The sequence below is a fragment of the Enterococcus sp. DIV1368d genome (assembly GCF_050542975.1).
Classification (GTDB): domain Bacteria; phylum Bacillota; class Bacilli; order Lactobacillales; family Enterococcaceae; genus Enterococcus_D; species Enterococcus_D casseliflavus.
This window is the reverse complement of record NZ_CP172939.1, coordinates 2413627-2431921: the sequence shown is the minus strand read 5'-3', so window position 1 is coordinate 2431921 and position 18295 is coordinate 2413627. Positions and strand designations below refer to the sequence as shown.

The 18295-nt window shown below is 43.9% G+C and carries 18 protein-coding genes; 16 read left to right on the top strand and 2 right to left on the bottom strand.

Going from position 1 to position 18295, the window contains the following annotated elements; all coding sequences use genetic code 11:
- Positions 1 to 27: 27 nt before the first annotated feature.
- The gene (locus tag IGJ44_RS11310) at positions 28 to 243 is read right to left on the bottom strand and encodes a ferredoxin (protein ID WP_005229322.1); all 216 of its coding nucleotides are present in this window, start codon (positions 241 to 243) and stop codon (positions 28 to 30) included.
- A 26-nt stretch (positions 244 to 269) separates the two neighbouring features.
- Between IGJ44_RS11310 and IGJ44_RS11305 the strand changes: the two genes are divergently transcribed.
- The 16 genes from IGJ44_RS11305 (at position 270) to IGJ44_RS11230 (ending at position 17304) form a co-directional block, all read left to right on the top strand.
- Positions 270 to 1265 (top strand): helix-turn-helix domain-containing protein, encoded by a 996-nt coding sequence (locus tag IGJ44_RS11305; RefSeq protein WP_074536679.1) that lies wholly within the window; start codon positions 270 to 272, stop codon positions 1263 to 1265.
- Positions 1259 to 2641, top strand: a complete 1383-nt coding sequence (locus tag IGJ44_RS11300; protein ID WP_010749234.1) for a RecQ family ATP-dependent DNA helicase — start codon at positions 1259 to 1261, stop codon at positions 2639 to 2641. The genes IGJ44_RS11305 and IGJ44_RS11300 overlap by 7 nt, the downstream gene beginning before the upstream one ends.
- Positions 2642 to 2713: 72 nt before the next feature.
- Entirely contained in the window at positions 2714 to 3331 is a 618-nt protein-coding gene (locus tag IGJ44_RS11295; protein ID WP_010749235.1) for a LysM peptidoglycan-binding domain-containing protein, read from the top strand.
- 105 nt (positions 3332 to 3436) lie between these two features.
- Positions 3437 to 4108, top strand: coding sequence for a (d)CMP kinase (gene cmk / locus IGJ44_RS11290; RefSeq protein WP_010749236.1), 672 nt, complete (start codon positions 3437 to 3439; stop codon positions 4106 to 4108).
- Between the two features lie 212 nt (positions 4109 to 4320).
- Positions 4321 to 5535: a 30S ribosomal protein S1 gene (gene rpsA / locus IGJ44_RS11285; protein WP_005229333.1), complete on the top strand. Its 1215-nt coding sequence runs from the start codon at positions 4321 to 4323 to the stop codon at positions 5533 to 5535.
- Between the two features lie 163 nt (positions 5536 to 5698).
- Positions 5699 to 7009: a ribosome biogenesis GTPase Der gene (gene der / locus IGJ44_RS11280; protein WP_005231911.1), complete on the top strand. Its 1311-nt coding sequence runs from the start codon at positions 5699 to 5701 to the stop codon at positions 7007 to 7009.
- Positions 7010 to 7243: 234 nt separating this feature from the next.
- Positions 7244 to 7519 carry an HU family DNA-binding protein gene (locus tag IGJ44_RS11275; protein WP_003126821.1) on the top strand — a complete coding sequence of 92 codons (276 nt, stop codon included), beginning with the start codon at positions 7244 to 7246 and terminating at the stop codon, positions 7517 to 7519.
- An 81-nt stretch (positions 7520 to 7600) separates the two neighbouring features.
- On the top strand, positions 7601 to 7768 hold the full coding sequence (locus tag IGJ44_RS11270; protein WP_167827107.1) for a hypothetical protein: 168 nt from the start codon (positions 7601 to 7603) through the stop codon (positions 7766 to 7768).
- Positions 7769 to 8086: 318 nt separating this feature from the next.
- Positions 8087 to 9775, top strand: a complete 1689-nt coding sequence (ilvD, locus tag IGJ44_RS11265; protein ID WP_074536677.1) for a dihydroxy-acid dehydratase — start codon at positions 8087 to 8089, stop codon at positions 9773 to 9775.
- Between the two features lie 2 nt (positions 9776 to 9777).
- Complete coding sequence (gene ilvB, locus IGJ44_RS11260) at positions 9778 to 11478, top strand: biosynthetic-type acetolactate synthase large subunit (RefSeq protein ID WP_074536676.1); 1701 nt, start codon at positions 9778 to 9780, stop codon at positions 11476 to 11478.
- A 4-nt stretch (positions 11479 to 11482) separates the two neighbouring features.
- Positions 11483 to 11959, top strand: coding sequence for an acetolactate synthase small subunit (ilvN, locus tag IGJ44_RS11255; RefSeq protein WP_005229349.1), 477 nt, complete (start codon positions 11483 to 11485; stop codon positions 11957 to 11959).
- A gap of 50 nt (positions 11960 to 12009) precedes the next feature.
- Entirely contained in the window at positions 12010 to 12999 is a 990-nt protein-coding gene (gene ilvC / locus IGJ44_RS11250) for a ketol-acid reductoisomerase (RefSeq protein ID WP_005229350.1), read from the top strand.
- Positions 13000 to 13010: 11 nt separating this feature from the next.
- Positions 13011 to 14264 (top strand): threonine ammonia-lyase IlvA, encoded by a 1254-nt coding sequence (gene ilvA / locus IGJ44_RS11245; RefSeq protein ID WP_034695989.1) that lies wholly within the window; start codon positions 13011 to 13013, stop codon positions 14262 to 14264.
- Positions 14265 to 14427: 163 nt separating this feature from the next.
- Positions 14428 to 15477: a hypothetical protein gene (locus IGJ44_RS11240; RefSeq protein ID WP_074536675.1), complete on the top strand. Its 1050-nt coding sequence runs from the start codon at positions 14428 to 14430 to the stop codon at positions 15475 to 15477.
- Positions 15478 to 16737: a tetratricopeptide repeat protein gene (locus tag IGJ44_RS11235; protein ID WP_005229356.1), complete on the top strand. Its 1260-nt coding sequence runs from the start codon at positions 15478 to 15480 to the stop codon at positions 16735 to 16737. It begins immediately after the preceding gene.
- Positions 16738 to 16746: 9 nt separating this feature from the next.
- Positions 16747 to 17304, top strand: a complete 558-nt coding sequence (locus IGJ44_RS11230) for a YpiB family protein (protein WP_005229358.1) — start codon at positions 16747 to 16749, stop codon at positions 17302 to 17304.
- Between the two features lie 44 nt (positions 17305 to 17348).
- Here the strand turns inward: IGJ44_RS11230 and IGJ44_RS11225 are convergent, their stop codons facing one another.
- Positions 17349 to 18254 carry a YitT family protein gene (locus IGJ44_RS11225; protein WP_010749295.1) on the bottom strand — a complete coding sequence of 302 codons (906 nt, stop codon included), beginning with the start codon at positions 18252 to 18254 and terminating at the stop codon, positions 17349 to 17351.
- Positions 18255 to 18295: the final 41 nt, after the last annotated feature.

Genomic DNA, 18295 nt, shown 5'->3' with positions numbered 1-18295 from the left:
GGTCTGTCAATGGCAGGTCGGCTTTTTTTATTTTTCCATGATAATCGCACGGGTAGGGCATTTGCGATAAGCAGTTTTGACTTTTTCTTGTTGGTCTTCTATGATAAACTGTTGCCGAGCATTCGGTTCTTGGGCAAATAAAACGATCCCGTCTTCATCATAATCGAAGATCTCGGGGGCATAGATCGCACATAGGCCACAAGCAATGCAGCGCTCAGGAATAATTTTACAGCGTTGTGACATTTTTTAGTCCTTTCTGGAGGGGAAATATGGATTCTTTTATTTTAGCGCTGTTTTCTGATACTGACAAGCTGCGCCCATCGACACTTTATCAAATTCTTATTGGTAAGCGTACTAGCTCTGTCTTGAGTTATGCCTTTTTTTATGATCGCTTAGGTCTCTTTCAATCGTTGCCCCAGTTGAATGAGAAAGCGTATCAACAGACGCTCGCTGACTTGATCCAACGAGGGGCTCTAAGTCGAGATTCAGATGGTCTGCTGCTCAAAACGACCGCTATAAACAGCCAGCAGCCAGGTGAACGATTGTTGCGGTATGCGAATTACTTTCGTTATGGACGAACGACGGAGGAGGCTTGGCGTTTTGTTCGGCTGCTGGTTCAAGCAGCTGCGTATCAAGGTGTGACCAATCAGTATATTCCCGTTGAAAACACGCCACTCTATACAGAACCTGTCCGTCAGCTGATCCGTCACAATCCTGACATCAAAAAGTGCCTGTATCAAGAGCTATCAGCAATTTTTGACCAGCTTCCCGCAGAAGTGGCAGATTTTTTAGCGGGCACCTTATCGGGTCCAGATATTCTAGGGCAGGCGTTTTTTCAGCTTTTACCAGAAAATGTTCAAAGTAAGCCTTGGGACACTCTTTATGTAGGAGCTTCGATCCATCAATTTTTAACCTTGATCGAAAAAACGCCCCTGACGATCCTGTTTCGAGGATTGTCGCCTTTTCTAAAGAGAAATTTAAACCAAAGCATGGTGGAAAGCCGAGCATTGTTTTTGCGAGGCGATTCTGTCGAGCAGATTATGGAAAAAAGAAGGATCAAACGAGGAACTGTTAATGATCATTTGATTGAGTGGGCATTGCTTGATCCAACGTTTCCTTTTCAGCGCTTTGATACAGCGTTGTTGAAAAAGCTGCCAGAAGCTTCTTGGAAAAATAGCTATCAAGAATTACAGGCGCTTCTTACGACTGATTTTTTGACGATTCGTTTGTTACAGATTGCTCAGAAGCGGGGGATTCGATGTTAGAAGATGCACTGAATCAGTATTTTGGTTTCAAAACATTCCGCCAAGGACAAAAAGAAGTCATCGAAAGTGTTTTAGCACAGCAAGATACGTTAGCGATTCTGCCTACTGGGAATGGCAAAAGTCTGTGCTATCAGCTGCCAGGGTACCTAGTAGACGGGATCGTGATCATTATCTCGCCGTTAGTCTCTTTGATGGAAGATCAAGTCTACGGCTTACAAAAGCAAGGGGAAAAACGCGCGATTGCGTTTAATAGTCAATTGGACCTTGCTGATCGCCAGTATGTGATGCAGCATTTGCAGAAGTACAAGTTTTTGTTTTTAAGTCCAGAAATGATCGTACAAGAAGCTGTTTTGCATCAATTGGAACAGGTTAAGATCGCCATGCTCGTGGTGGATGAAGCCCATTGTGTTTCGCAATGGGGCATTGATTTTCGACCAGAGTACTTGCAGCTTGGTGAAGTAAAGAAACGCTTGAAGGCACCCGTTACGTTAGCCTTGACGGCTACAGCAACAGCACAAGTGGAAGCAGACATACGGCAAGTATTATTAGCAAAGAACGCCAATGTCTACCGTTATTCGATGAACCGCAGCAATATCGGCTTGTTCGTAGAGCAAACGACAGACAAAGATGCGGCATTAGCAGACTATCTCAGCCGCTTAGGCGGGGCTGGGATCATCTACTGTTCCACAAGAAGCAAAGTCGAAGAAGTCTATAACAAACTGCGTCAGCGCTATTTGGTAGGCTATTATCATGGTGGTCTCGCGAGTGATCAAAGAAAAACGTTGCAGCAGCAGTTTTCTCAGAATAAATTAAAATTACTCGTTGCTACCAATGCGTTTGGGATGGGGATCAATAAGGAAGATATTCGCTTTGTGATCCATTATGATCTACCTGATTCATTAGAGAATTACAGTCAAGAAATCGGGCGAGCTGGTCGTGACGGCAAACAAAGCAATGCGATTTTGCTTTATCAGGAACATGATGAGCAGATCCATTACTTCTTTCAGCGAGAAAACAAAGAAGAACGCCTTGCTTTAGAACGAATGGTTCAGGAGAAGAGGAAAGAACCCTTGACACCGTTGCAAGAAAAGTGGCAGCAAAAAATGAAAGAGTTGGGAACTTCCTTTTGGCTGGAAACATTAAAACGCAATGAACAGCAAAAACAAGAACAATTACAGAAAATGTTGGCTTATATTCATTTTACAGGTTGTCGCCGACAATTTTTACTGGCGCATTTCGGAGAGGAAGCCCAGGAGAATCCTTATTGTTGCGACAATGACGGGATCGAAATAGCGGGTGAAGAACAGCTGCCCGAGAAAAAGGAAGCCCATCATTGGCAGGAACGTTTAATAAAAATTTTTAAAGATATAAATTGAATCGTATTTTGTAGGACAGTTTTTATTTACCTATGGTATAATACATCGGAAGGAAACTAGGAGGGAATACGAGTGAGCAAGAAAGACAATGACTACAATTCAGAAAATCAAGAACCGTGGGAACAACCAATCTATGATACAGAATACGATGATTCTGCATCAAGATCCCAACAAAGAAAACAAAAGCGTGGGAATTCACTCTTTTTGACGATCGTTTTAGTTTTGCTTTTCTTGATCGTGGCAATTCCGGTTGGTGCCGGTATTTGGGTATTGAACCATAACAATGATGCCCCAACCACAGCAAGTTCGAGCAGTACTGTAGAAAGTACGACAGAGTCTTCAACAACCGAATCATCAACGACGGAATCATCCACTACGGAATCGACAAGTGAAACGAGTTCGTCAACAAGTGAATCAAGTTCTTCTAGCAGTTTTTCTGCGCCAGCTTCATCAACACCTTCAAGCAGTGAGCCGGCACAAGAACAAAACAATGCTGGACAAGATACTACCCAAAATAACCAAGGGCAAGGCGCTGCTGGTAATGAACAGTATACCACTGTGCAAGCAGGTGAAGGTCCTGAACAAGTGGCAGCTCGTACAGGTATCTCAGTTGAAACCCTATATCAATTAAATGGGATTGATCCGAACAACTACATGCTTTACCCTGGCGACACGTTAAGAGTTAAATAAAAAACCGCTTTGGCGGTTTTTTTTCTTGAAAGAGAGAAGCCAAGGTGGACGATAAGCAGAAACGATGAAGGAATACACATCGTTGGGAAACGAGGAGTAAGAAAAATGAAAAAAATCAACATCGCTATTGATGGTCCTGCGTCATCTGGGAAAAGCACAGTGGCAAAAATCATCGCGAATGACCTGGGATTTATTTATACGGATACCGGTGCCATGTATCGAAGCATCACGTATTTAGCTTTAAAAACGGGCTGTTCACTTGAAGATGAAGCGGCGATCGCTGCTTTGATCGATCAATACCCCATCACTTTTGAACCGACTGAACACGGTCAAGAGGTCTTTGCGGGAGGAGAGCAAGTCACAGAAGCGATCCGTCAGCCAGAAGTAACCAACGCAGTTTCGAAGGTGTCGGCATACCCTGCGATCCGCGAAAAACTCGTCCAACAACAGCAGATGATCGCTAAAGATGGCGGTGTCGTGATGGATGGCCGCGATATTGGTACGGCGGTTTTACCACAAGCAGAAGTCAAAATTTTTCTGGTAGCAAGTGTGGAAGAACGCGCACAGCGCCGTTTTAAAGAAAATCAGCAAAAAGGGATCAAAACCGATTATGAGACGTTGAAAGAAGAGATCCAGCAAAGAGATTATCTGGATTCTCACAGAGAAGTCTCCCCTTTGAAACAAGCGGAGGATGCGGTTCGAATCGATACGTCTGGTTTAACGATCGAGCAAGTCGTCGAAGCAATCAAAAAAACCATCAAAGAAAAAATTGATTAACAAATACAATGGGTGTTCCCCATTGTTTTTTTATTTTTTGAAACCAAAAGATGAAAGTGAGTAAGAAAACAGAGGTGAAAAGACTTTCTTAACGAAAAAACCGTAGTTTTTTAGGAAAATAAGAGAAATCGCTTTATTTTTTTTTCATTCTATTTTAAACTAAAAGATGTAGTGCAATTATTGCAGAATTGTTGGTTAGGAGGACATGAGAGATGACAGAATTTGAAAATAATCAGGTTGAGAGTGGAAATGAATCAATGGAAGCCGCTTTAGACAATTTCCAAGAAGTAAAAGTTGGAGATATCGTTAAAGGTGAGGTATTGGCCATTGAGGATAAACAAGCGATCGTAGGGATCGAAGGCGCCGGCGTTGAAGGCGTTGTTCCTGCAAAAGAATTATCAACTTTACCTGTTGAAGACATCAACGAAGCAGTCAAAGTTGGGGATGTCTTAGAATTGGTTGTGATTTCAGCAATTGGTAAAGACAAAGAAAACGGCAGCTATCTCCTTTCTAAACGTCGCTTAGACGCGAAAAAAGTTTGGGAAGATATCGAAAAAGATTTCCAAGAAGGAAAAATCATTGAAGCACCAGTCACCAACGTCGTTAAGGGCGGGTTAGTGGTTGATGTAGGTGTTCGTGGATTTGTCCCAGCATCAATGGTCGAAGACCATTTTGTTGCGGATTTCGAAGATTACAAAGGGAAAACATTGACCTTCAAAATCGTTGAGATTGAGCCTTCAGAAAACCGTTTGATCCTTTCTCATAAAGCAGTTGTCGAAGCAGAAAAAGCAAAACAAAAAGAAGCTTTATTAGCTGATTTATATGAAGGACAAGAAGTAGAAGGAAAAGTAGCTCGTTTGACCGATTTTGGTGCCTTCGTAGACCTAGGCGGCATCGATGGACTTGTCCATGTCTCTGAAATTTCACATGGGCATGTTGGCAAACCGAGTGACGTTTTATCTGTTGGCGATACCGTCAATGTCCGGATCTTATCTGTTGATGCAGACAAAGAACGTGTGTCACTTTCAATCAAAGACACATTGCCTGGACCTTGGACCAATATTGAAGAGCAAGCGGCTGTTGGCAGTGTCTTGACAGGGACTGTTAAACGCTTGACAAGCTTCGGTGCGTTTGTGGAAGTCTTCCCAGGTGTTGAAGGGCTGATCCATATTTCACAAATCTCCCATAAACACATTGCGACACCACATGAAGTCTTACAAGAAGGCGATGAAGTGCAAGTGAAAGTGCTTGAAGTGAACCCTTCAGAACACCGAATCGCATTAAGTATCAAAGCATTAGAAAAAGCCGAAAATACCAATGAAACACAAGAGGTTTCAGAGGACGACTATCAATTGCCAGAAGAATCAACTGGGTTTACCATGGGTGATATCTTAGGCGATGCCTTAAAAGACAGCGACGAAGAGTAATTGTATGCCATCAGCTTATAACGATTCGATGTTTGAATTTGTTATAAGCTGGTTTTTTGTTTGCCAGGAAAGCTTGCAACTTTCCATGGCTTTAGGTAAACTAAGTAAGATTGAATACAAGAAGCAGCGTACAAGGACTGCTTTTTTAAATGGAGGGTAAAAAATGTCAAATCCAACAATAGCGATCGTTGGACGTCCGAATGTGGGGAAATCGACCATTTTCAACCGGATAGCTGGAGAACGAATTTCGATCGTTGAGGATACTCCAGGAGTGACCAGAGATCGTATTTATGCCACCGGTGAATGGCTAGGCCGTGAGTTTAGCGTAATCGATACAGGTGGGATCGATTTAAGTGATGAGCCGTTTATGGATCAAATCAAGCATCAAGCAGAAATCGCCATTGATGAAGCAGATGTCATTGTTTTTATTACGAGTGCTCGTGAAGGAGTAACCGATGCTGATGAGCTTGTGGCTCGTTTGCTGTACAAAAGCAACAAACCCGTGATTTTAGCCGTCAACAAAGTTGATAATCCCGAGATGCGTACCGACATCTATGAATTTTATGGTTTGGGTCTAGGCGATCCATACCCAATCTCAGGAAGTCATGGATTAGGGATCGGGGATGTTCTTGATGAAGCTGTCAAACACTTCACCAATGAAGCAGAAGAAGAAGATGATTCCATCATCAAGTTTAGTTTGATCGGTCGACCAAATGTCGGTAAATCCTCTTTGATCAATGCAATTCTAGGGGAAGAGCGAGTGATCGTTTCTGATATCGAAGGAACGACTCGTGATGCGATCGATACCCATTTTACCAGCGAAAGCGGTCAAGAATTTACCATGATCGATACCGCCGGCATGCGTAAAAAAGGGAAGGTCTACGAGTCTACTGAAAAATACAGTGTCATGCGGGCGATGCGGGCCATTGAACGCTCAGACGTCGTCTTGATGGTCTTGAACGCCGAAGAAGGGATTCGCGAGCAAGACAAACGGATCGCTGGCTATGCCCATGAAGCAGGCCGTGGAATCATTATTGTTGTCAATAAATGGGATACATTGAAAAAAGAAACGAATACGATGCGTGATTTTGAAGAAGAAATCAGAGACGAATTCCAATATTTGGATTACGCGCCAATCATTTTTGTTTCCGCAGTGACGAAACAGCGCTTGAATAAGCTGCCGCAATTGATTGAAGAAGTCAGCATGAATCAAAACATGCGTATTCCATCTGCGTTGCTGAATGACGTCATTATGGACGCTGTGGCGATCAACCCAACACCAACAGACAAAGGCAAACGTTTGAAGATTTTTTATGCGACGCAAGTAGCTGTCAAACCGCCAACTTTTGTTATTTTTGTCAACGAAGAAGAACTGATGCATTTCTCTTATGCACGTTTCTTAGAAAATCAAATCCGCAAGGCATTCACTTTTGAAGGAACGCCGATTCGAATCATTCCTCGCAGAAGAAAATAGAGATTTTATCATACTTTGTTTCTTTTTACAAAGAAATCTGTCCTTTTCTAGAAAAATGGGAAAAAACCAAAAAAAAACCCCCTAAAAACGTTAAAATCCTTGATATTACAAGGTTCTTATGATAACGTTATATCAGAATATTGATGGTAATCAATATTTGACAAAAACCTTGGACCACTCAAGATTTTTGTTGATGCATGACATCAAAAAAAATATCAGGAGGTGAAACCATCCATGGCAAATAAAGCAGAATTAATCGAAAAAGTTGCAGCAGCTACTGACTTAACTAAGAAAGACGCAACTGCAGCAGTAGACGCTGTATTCTCAACAATTCAAGACGCTTTAGCTAACGGTGAAAAAGTTCAATTGATCGGCTTTGGTAACTTTGAAGTTCGTTCTCGTGCAGAACGCAAAGGACGCAACCCACAAACTGGTGAAGAAATCAAGATCCCTGCTAGCAAAGTACCTGCATTCAAACCAGGTAAAGCTCTTAAAGACGCAGTGAAATAATTGAGTCTTGTAGAAACCCTTGAGTAATCAAGGGTTTTTTCTTTTGTCTAACTAGGAACTGCCACCATGCAGGCGGAGCGAATGGGAAAAGAAACGGTTATTATTGTCAGAAAATTCAAAAATATTTTTTGTTTTTCTTTTGATCAAAAAAAAACATGGGTTGCTGACACACCTTATTTTTCAGGCAAGATTAAAGGTGATTTAAAAGTCATTTTTATCAAAAGAAGCAAGCGATTAAATGACATCTGATGTGAGGAAAGGGTCCTGGGAATTGTCATTATTGAAAAAAAATTCAGAAAATTCGTTGACAAGTGATTTTGCAAAGGGTATATTGGTAAACAATTACAAGAACGTTACTATTTCTAATGAAGGAGCCATTTTCTATGCGCAATTTTAATCAATATTTATTAGTCATTATTATTGATACCAGGACTTAGAACACGGAAGCAAAAATTATCCGTTTGTTTGAGTCCTATTTGCGTAAGTAAAATGGGATTCTGGCAAAGCATCCCAGTTTTTTATAACCGGGATGCTTTTTTTTATTCCAAAATGCAGGAGATGATGAGTGTGAGAAGTGATCAGATTAAAAAAGGGATCGATGCAGCGCCAGCTAGGAGTCTGCTCTATGCCACAGGACAAGTAAAAAATATCCATGACATGAACAAGCCATTTATTGCGATATGTAATTCCTATATCGATATTGTGCCTGGACATGTGCATTTACGGGAGTTAGCAGATATCGCTAAGGAAGCGATTCGTGAAGCTGGCGGCATCCCTTTTGAGTTCAATACGATCGGTGTGGATGATGGCATTGCGATGGGCCATATTGGCATGCGTTATTCGCTACCCAGCCGAGAATTGATCGCTGATTCCGCAGAAACCGTGATCAATGCTCACTGGTTTGACGGCGTATTTTATATCCCGAATTGCGACAAGATCACTCCTGGCATGATTTTAGCAGCGATGCGGACGAACGTACCGGGGATCTTTTGTTCTGGCGGTCCGATGAAAGCCGGTATTGATCCACGGGGCCACCAGATAACCTTGTCTTCCATGTTTGAAGCCGTGGGGACTTACAAGACTGGCAACATGACGAAAGAAGACTTTGAATTTATGGAGCAAAATGCCTGTCCGACTTGCGGTTCCTGTGCAGGGATGTTTACTGCCAATTCAATGAACTGTCTCTTAGAGATCTTAGGATTGGCAATGCCAGGCAATGGTACGATCCTCGCCGTGTCTGAAGAACGACGAGAACTAGTTAGACAAGCCGCCTTTAAGTTGATGGATCTTGTTGAAAAACAAGTGAAACCTCGAGACATCGTGACCAAAGAAGCTATTGATGATGCCTTCGCTTTAGACATGGCGATGGGGGGTTCCACCAACACAGTGCTGCATACCTTAGCGATCGCCAATGAAGCTGAGATCGACTATGACTTAAGACGGGTCAATGAAATCGCTAAAAGAGTGCCTTATCTCTCAAAAATCGCGCCATCATCAGCCTATTCGATGCACGATGTTCATGAAGCTGGCGGCGTTTCGGCAATCATAAGGGAGCTTTGTGATATCGAGGGAGCGATTCATCCTGATCGACCGACTGTCACAGGCAAGACATTACGAGAAAATGTCGCTGAAGCGAAGATCCACAACGAAGAAGTTATTCATCCCAAAGAAAACCCGTATAGTCCTGTGGGGGGGCTATCGATCTTGTATGGTAATATCGCCCCAGAAGGCAGTGTCATCAAGGTCGGTGGGGTCGATCCAAGTGTCCAAGTGTTCAAAGGCAAAGCGATCTGTTTTGATTCACATGATGAAGCAGTTGCTGCGATCGACAATCATACCGTACAAAAAGGACATGTTGTAGTGATCCGCTATGAGGGACCAAAAGGAGGACCAGGTATGCCAGAAATGTTGGCGCCTACCTCAAGCATCGTTGGACGTGGGTTAGGCAAAGATGTCGCCTTGATCACCGATGGTCGCTTTTCAGGAGCGACCCGAGGAATCGCCGTTGGCCATATTTCGCCAGAAGCCGCTGCAGGGGGTCCCTTAGGCCTTGTCAACGATGGCGATGAAATCATTATTGATTTACCAAATCGAACGCTGAATCTGCAAGTATCCGATGAAGAGCTTGCCCAGCGTGCGCAAGAACGACCGAATTTTCGTTCAAAAGTGAAAAAAGGATGGCTTGCACGTTATACCGCTTTAGTGACCTCTGCCAATACGGGCGGGATTATGCGAGTACCTGATGAGGAGGAGTAGCAATGGAAAATATCGAGTATCAAGCATCGCATCTAAGGACTGGCGCACAAGTATTAGTGGACAGCTTACAAGAGCAAGGCGTCGAAATGATCTTTGGCTATCCGGGCGGCGCCGTCCTGCCGTTATATGATCAATTATATGATGCAGCGATTCCGAATATTTTGACGCGTCACGAGCAAGGCGCGATCCACGCCGCTGAAGGCTATGCCAAAGCTACTGGCAATGTTGGGGTCGTTTTAGTGACGAGCGGACCAGGTGCTACAAATGTCGTCACGGGCATTGCCGATGCTATGAGTGATTCCGTACCATTGGTAGTTATCACGGGACAAGTGGCGGTACCAGGAATTGGCAAAGATGCCTTCCAAGAGGCGGATATTCTGGGTATCACGTTGCCGATCACGAAGCACAACTACCAAGTCCGCTGTGTCGATGAGCTCCCAAAAGTGATCGCTGAAGCCTTCCATATCGCTTCCACAGGGCGAAAAGGACCGGTTGTCATCGACCTTCCGAAAGATATTACCTTACAAGAAACCGCTGAAACCTGCTCATTGCCGATCACAAGGAAAAGTTATCAGCCGACGGCAGAGCCATCCCGTCTGCAAATCGAAAAACTGATGCAAGTCTTGGAAAAAGCTCAGCGACCAGTGGTACTGGCGGGTGCAGGCGTGATCGCTGCCGAAGCTGCAGCTGAACTAAATGCATTTATTGCCAAGTACAAGTTACCGACAGTGACAACGTTGCTTGGCTTAGGCTTACTGCCAAGTGATCATCAATTTTTCTTAGGCATGGGCGGTATGCATGGCACCTATGCGGCGAACATGGCTTTATCAGAAGCCGATTTGATTATCAATATCGGCTCTCGCTTCGATGATCGCTTAGCAACGGCCGGCAGTCAGTTCGGCAAGCAGGCCATCGTTGCTCATATCGATATTGACCCAGTGGAGATCGGCAAGATCGTAGAAACAAAGATCCCAATCGTCGGCGATGCCAAGGCTGCTTTGCAGCAAATGCTGCGGTACCCACCAACAAGAGGAACCTGGACGACTTGGTTGGATCTATGCCAAAAACGGAAAAAGGAAAAACCTTATCGCTATGATCGCACTCAGACACAAGAGATCAAACCACAAAAAGTCATCGAAGAAGTAGGGCGTTTGACCAAAGGAGAGGCTTACGTCATCACCGATGTTGGTCAGCATCAAATGTGGGTCGCGCAGTATTATCCTTTTCGCTTTCCCAAACAATTGATCACCAGTGGCGGACTAGGGACGATGGGCTATGGCATCCCTGCAGGAATCGGCGTTCAATTTGCTCATCCAGAAAAAATGGTCGTGGTGTTCGTTGGCGATGGTGGATTTCAAATGACGAACCAAGAATTTGCGATTTTGAATGAGTATGGCTTGAATGTCAAATTTGTGTTATTGAACAACTGCTCTTTAGGAATGGTTCGCCAATGGCAAGAAACATTCCATGGCAAGCGGCGCTCTGCCTCCGTTTTTGCGCAGCAGCCTGATTTTGTCAAACTGGCACAGGCTTATGGCATTGAAGGCTGTCGGATCGATGCCCCAGAGCAACTGGTTGATCAATTGGCAGCAGCTTTTTCTCAAGCAGGGCCGCAGCTGATCGAAGTAATGGTCTCGCCATCTGAGCATGTGCTGCCGATGATCCCACCGGGGAAAGCCAATCATGAAATGATGGGGGTCTAAGGGGATGAAACGGGTATTAGCAGCAATCGTCCATAATGAAGCAGGTGTTTTGAGCCGTATCACGAGTGTCTTGAACCGTCGTCAAGTCAATATCGAGAGTATCTCTGTCGGTACGACAGAACGACCAGAGTTTTCACGTATGACGATCATTGTCAACGTGAACGATTTGGCAGAAACAGAACAAGTGACTAAGCATCTGAACAAGCAGATCGATGTCTTGAAGGTTTCTGATATTACAGAAGTTCCTCATATCGAACGGGAGCTGGTGCTGATCAAAGTCAATGCGCCAACCACAAGTCGTTCGGAGATCCAAGCAGTGATCGATCCATTTCGAGCACACATTGTCGATGTGGCACTAAAAACAATCGTTGTGCAAGTTGCTGGCGATACGAAAAAGGTAGAAGCGTGCATCGAAGTTTTACGTCCATACGGCATCAAACAATTGGCACGGACTGGTGTCACTGGCTTTACAAGAGGGTAAGTGCAATTTTGAATTGCTTAAAATAAAGAAAGAATTCGGAGGAAACAAGTATGGTAAAAGTATATTACAACGAGGAAGTTACAGATAATTTAGGAGACAAGAAGATTGCGATCGTCGGCTACGGCTCTCAAGGGCACGCTCATGCTCAAAATTTACGGGACACAGGTCATGAAGTCTTTATCGGCATTCGTGAAGGAAAATCAGCGGAAGCCGCAAGAAACGATGGATTTGAGGTTTTCCCAGTAGCCGAAGCCGTTCAAAAAGCGGATGTAGTCATGATCTTGGCACCCGATGAGATCCAAGGATCGTTGTATAAAAATGAGATCGAACCGAATCTTTCTGCGGGCAATGCATTAGCATTTGCTCATGGTTTCAATATTCATTTTGATGTGATCGCGCCACCAAAAGAGGTGGATGTTTTTCTAGTTGCGCCAAAAGGACCAGGTCATTTGGTGCGTCGAACCTTTACCGAAGGGTTTGCGGTACCAGCCTTGTTTGCAGTTTATCAAGATGCGACTGGTAACGCACAAGCAACGGCTTTATCCTATGCAAAAGGCATTGGTGCCACAAGGGTCGGCGTTTTGGAAACGACCTTTAAAGAAGAGACCGAAACCGATCTTTTCGGTGAGCAAGCCGTACTTTGTGGCGGTTTGACCAGTATGATCGAAGCGGGCTTTGAAACATTGGTAGAAGCGGGGTACCAACCGGAATTGGCTTATTTTGAAGTTTGTCATGAATTGAAACTGATCGTTGACTTGATTTATGAAGGAGGCTTCAAAAAAATGCGCCATTCGATCTCGAATACGGCTGAGTATGGTGACTACGTTTCTGGTGCTCGGGTGATCACTGCACAAGCCAAAGAAAACATGAAAGCCGTATTGACAGACATCCAAAACGGCCAATTTGCGAAAGGATTCATTGAAGACAATCAAAACGGCTTCCCTGAATTCCATAAAATGCGTGAGGAAAACGGCAATCATCAAATTGAAAAAGTCGGCAGCGAGTTACGGAAAATGATGCCGTTTGTTGCGAAAGATTAGGAGGGACGCGTTTGTTGGTGACAGTTTCTGCAATCGAACAAGCCTACGAGCGACTGCGGGGAGCAGTTAGTCATACGCCGCTGCAGTATGATCGCTTTTTATCTGAGAAGTATCAAGCGACGGTCTTGTTGAAGCGAGAGGACTTGCAAAAAGTCCGCTCCTTCAAATTACGCGGTGCCTACTATGCGATCACCCAGGCAGATCCTGAACTGACTCGTCGTGGCGTCGTCTGTGCCAGTGCCGGGAACCATGCGCAAGGTGTTGCTTATACCTGTCAAGAACAGCAGATCCGAGCGGTTATTTTCATGCCGACAACGACGCCACAGCAAAAAATCGCGCAAGTCCTCTTTTTCGGTGGAGATTATGTCAAAATCGAATTGGTGGGAGATACGTTTGATGCGGCAGCCCAAGCGGCTAAACACTTTGCAAAAGAACAGCAAATGGCCTTCATTGCTCCCTTTGACGATCCTAATATTATTGCAGGACAAGGAACCGTTGCTGTGGAGATGCTGGCGGATGCTGAAAAAAAACAAGTAACGATCGATCTGGTCGTGGCAGCGATTGGCGGGGGCGGCTTGATCAGTGGAACCGCAGCCTATTTGAAAGAAAAGCAACCGAAGATAAAAGTTGTTGGAGCAGAACCTGTAGGGGCAGCCTCGATGCAAGCCGCCTTTGATCATCAAGGACCAGTGGCACTGGAGCATATTGAAACCTTTGTGGATGGTGCAGCGGTCAAACAAGTCGGAGCTCAAACCTATGCCCATGCCAAACGCTACGTGGATCAATTGGTAGCTGTGGAAGAAGGCGCAATCTGTCAAACGATTCTGGAATTGTACAGCAAGCAAGCGATCGTCGCTGAACCAGCTGGTGCCTTGAGTGTGGCAGCTTTGGATCTGATCAAAGAGCAAATCAAAGGCAAAACAGTCGTCTGTATTGTGAGTGGCGGCAACAATGATAGTTCCCGCATGGCTGAGATCGAAGAGAAATCACTGATTTATCAAGGATTGAAACATTATTTTATCGTCAACTTCCCGCAACGTCCCGGTGCGTTGAAGGAATTTGTTAGCCATGTATTAGGGCCTGATGATGATATCACTAGGTTTGAATATACAAAAAAAATCAATCGTGGAACAGGACCAGTAATGCTGGGGATCTTGTTGAAACACAAAAAAGATCTCCCCGCATTACTGTCACGAATTGAACAGTTTGACCAAAACTATATCAACCTTCAGCAAAATCAATCACTCTACTCACTTTTGGTTTAAGAAAAAACATGATTTTCCTTTGGAAGAAGAGGAAATCATGTTTTTTGCTTTTTATCGGATCATTGAACCAATCACAGGAAAATACTTCCTAATCATTAGCGATTTAGTAGGTGTTTAAGCGGCTTCTTGTTATAATAGAAAGTAGTAGCAAAGGAGTGAGCCGATGGAAGCTGTTTTTTTCCGAAATGAACAAGAAACCCAAATTTCTTATGGTGAAACACTAGCATCGGTCATGAGAGAACAGTCGATCGAGCCGCAGCAGGTGATCATTTTGACGAATCAGCGCTATTATGACCGCTTTTCAGAAAAATTGACCCGCCTGTTTTTGCCACGAGAGGTCAATTGGTATATTTGTACCAATCAAATGTATTGCAACAACTTTAGCGAGTTTAAAGCTGCAATGGATTTCTTCGGTCGCTTTTCAAAACAAGAGCCGCTGTTGATCGTCGGCTTTGGGAATGAAGGCGTGTTGGCATTGAGCAGTTTTATCCACGCGACGTCGGTTCTGACGACACAGCTTTGGCTGATTCCCGTTTCCTTGCGGGCCTTAGCTAAAAGTGTGAAAGAAATAGCGATCGTTGTGAAAAAGCCAGATATCCCGATGCTGGAAAATCCTAATACACCCGAATTTGTTATTTACGATCAGACGATCGCAGAAAAACAGATCGATGGGAAATTGGTCGATTTTTTGACTCTGATTCGTTGTGGCGTGCTTGCCGATAGTGAGTTTTTAAAAGAGCTTTATCGAACCTATCCCAGTCATCAGGCGTTGATGAGACATTCGTTGGCTGCGTATACCGATCGGTTGATCCAACTATACCAGCAATCAGGCAGCGAATTGGAGGAGTTTGGCCAACTCTTTGCTGATGCTGCTTATCGAACGGAAAATGGGCACTTGCTGTCTGATGCGATGAAATTATTCTTTGGCTTTTTGTTTCATTTTATGTGGACCGTCCAGCAGCAGCAATTGACTGTCGATCTGCCCGTGTTCTGCCAATGGCTTGCCCGATTAGGCTTTCCCATCGAATTGCCCGAGTCTTTTTCATTAAGCGAATATTTCAGTCATGTACTAGAATTGCAGCAAAAAGAAAAAAAACTGTTATTTTTGGCAAAAGTTGGTACAATAGGGGGCAGAACGAAAATCGAGGAAAAAGATCTCGTCCAGACGATGGAGACTTATCAGCGATTAATCAATGAGATTCGAGGGGTTTAAATGGAAACATATAGTGAAAAAATGTTAAAAGCATTAGCCGCGGAAGAACTGGCTGAAGCACAATTAAATTTTACCGAAGCTCTGCAAAAAGATGATGATGAGACATTAGGCGCTTTAGGTGATGAACTATTGCAGATCGGCTTTTTGGAAGAGGCGAAAACGTTATTTGAAACCTTGCAGCAACGACATCCTGATAATGAAGCTTTGCTGCTTCCTTTAGCAGAAATTGCGATGGAAGAAGACCAGATCGAGACGGCTTTTGCCTATATTGATCAAATACCACCGACCAGTGAAGCGTATTTGCAAGCCTTGCTATTGAGTGCGGATCTTTACCAATTGATCGGTATCCCTGAAGTTAGTGAAGCCAAACTAAAAGAAGCGCAAAGCATTGTGCCAGATGAACCTTTGATACGGTTTGCCTTAGCTGAGTTAGCCTTTTCGACTGATCGCTATCAAGAAGCCGTTGACCTTTATCAAGGATTGCTGGAAGAAGAAATCACGGATATTTCGGGGATCTCGATCGTTGAACGGACTGGTACATCATTGAGTATGGCGGGCAAGTTTGAAGAGGCATTGGAATATTTTGAAGCAAGCCTAGAAGACGAACAGACCGATGAGCGTCTTTTTCAAACAGCTTTAGTCTATTTGCAGCTAAAAGAAAATGAACAAGCGATTCGCTACTTGCAGCAGTTGCGGGTCATGAATCCGCAATACCGTGCCTTGTATCTTTATCTTGCAGAAGCATTGCAAGAAGAAGAGCAGCTGGAAGAAGCGCAGCGTGTGATCGAAGAAGGGATTCATGAAGATCCATATCAAGTGGATTTCTATCATTTTGCTGCCGAGAATGCTTACCGACTTCATGACAGTGAAGCAGCAGAATCATTTTTACTAAAAGCATTGGAGACTGGTGACAAAGAAGATGATACGTTACTGACCTTAAGTAATTTATACTTGAATGAAGAGCGTTGGCAAGAAGCGATCTTGACCATCGAACGAATGGAAGACAATGAACAGCCGCATGCCCTTTGGAATTTGGCGCAAGCGTATAATGCGCTGGAAGATTTTGACAAAGCAGCAAACTATTACGAAGAAGCCAATGCTGATTTGCACCATGAGCCAGCATTTATGAAAGAATATGGCATTTTCTTACGTGAAGAAGGGCGTTTACCTGAAGCACTTCATTTGCTGCAACATTATTTGGCGCATGAGCCAGGTGATTTAGAAGTACAGTCGATCGTGGAGGACTTATTAGAAAGATAGGTGAGAGAAATGAACATCAATGTACAAGAAAAGAAAAAGTTTCTTAATTGGTTAGTTTCGACCGTTTCCTTCAGCCGCCGAGAAGTCTCTTGGGTGTTAAACTATCTGGCGAACCATGAAGCGATCTTGACCAATGTTCATTTTGTAGAAGGGGCAGCCGCAGCCAAACGGGGCTTGAGTGTCCGCAGTACAGAAATTGGGGGCGAACCGTTTGTCTTGAGCATCGAAGGGCAGACCTTTTATGACATTGATCAGATTTTTCATGAGATTCGCATGAATTGGAAACAACCCTTGTATCTTGAATGTCTCTTCCCAGATTCTTGGTCGCAATCCTTTTATTTAGCAGTTTTAGAAGACAATCCTTATGAACGTTGGAACGACCACTTGGATCAAGAAATGACCCAACATGTTACCCAGTATCTTGAAAAAGAAGAAACAAAAACCAAAATCGATACCTTGTATCGGCAAATCGATCTAGCCTTGGAAAATGGGGATCGTGATGCCTTCTTAGAACTTTCCGATGAAGTAAATCGACACTTGCTCCAGCAAAAAGAAGAAAGCCGGTAACAAGCAAAAAGCAGCCCTTTAACCGGGGCTGCTTTTTTCAGTCTCTATTTTGTTTTAGAAACAGCGGTTTTGCGCTGTAAGAACCGCGACTTAGGTCTTAAGTAGGTAAAGCCTTCACCTTCGACTTCATGGACATTAATGACAGAAACAAACGCTTGCGGATCAAAGTCATGAACGATGCGCTTGACTTCAGAAATCTCCCGCCCGCTGACCACCATATAAATGATTTGTTTCGACACTCTTGAGTAAGCCCCTTCGCCCTGTAAAAACGTGACGCCTCGTTCTAATTCATCCATTAAAACAGGAGCCATCTCTTCGCTGTGATTGCTGATCACTAAGATCCCTTTGGCTGAATAGCCGCCATCTAGGATCGAATCGATCACGCGCGTGAAGACATAAGAAAAAATCAAGGTATACATCATGCGGTTCAAATCTATATAAGTCAAAGAAAGCAACAGGACGAACACATCAAAGATCAAAAGCGAACGACCGATCGTCACACCAAAGTTTTTCTCTAAAATACGTGCCAATACATCGACTCCACCAGTCGTTCCCCCGACTTTGTAGACGATCCCACTACCGATCCCTGCAATCAAACCAGCCAAGAGCGCAACGATCAGCAGATCGTGCTGCAGATCGATCAACAGGGGAACACTCTGCCAAAATGCCAACCAAAAAGACAAACCAAAAGTTCCTAAAATCGTATACACTAATGAGCGTCGACCAAGAATTTTGCCACCGATCAAAATGATCGGAATATTTAAGATCAGTGTACTGATGGCAGGATTGATTCCCCATAAGGCTCGCAGGATCAAGGTGATCCCCGTCACACCGCCTTCTGCTAAGTCATTTGGGATATTTAGATAGACTAGACCGAAGCCATAGATACTTGTACCAAAAATAATCAAAACAATATCGCGAATCGTTCGCCATGAAAAAAATGCCCGCATCCTGTTTCCTCCGTTATTCAACTTCCACAAGTATCAATGTA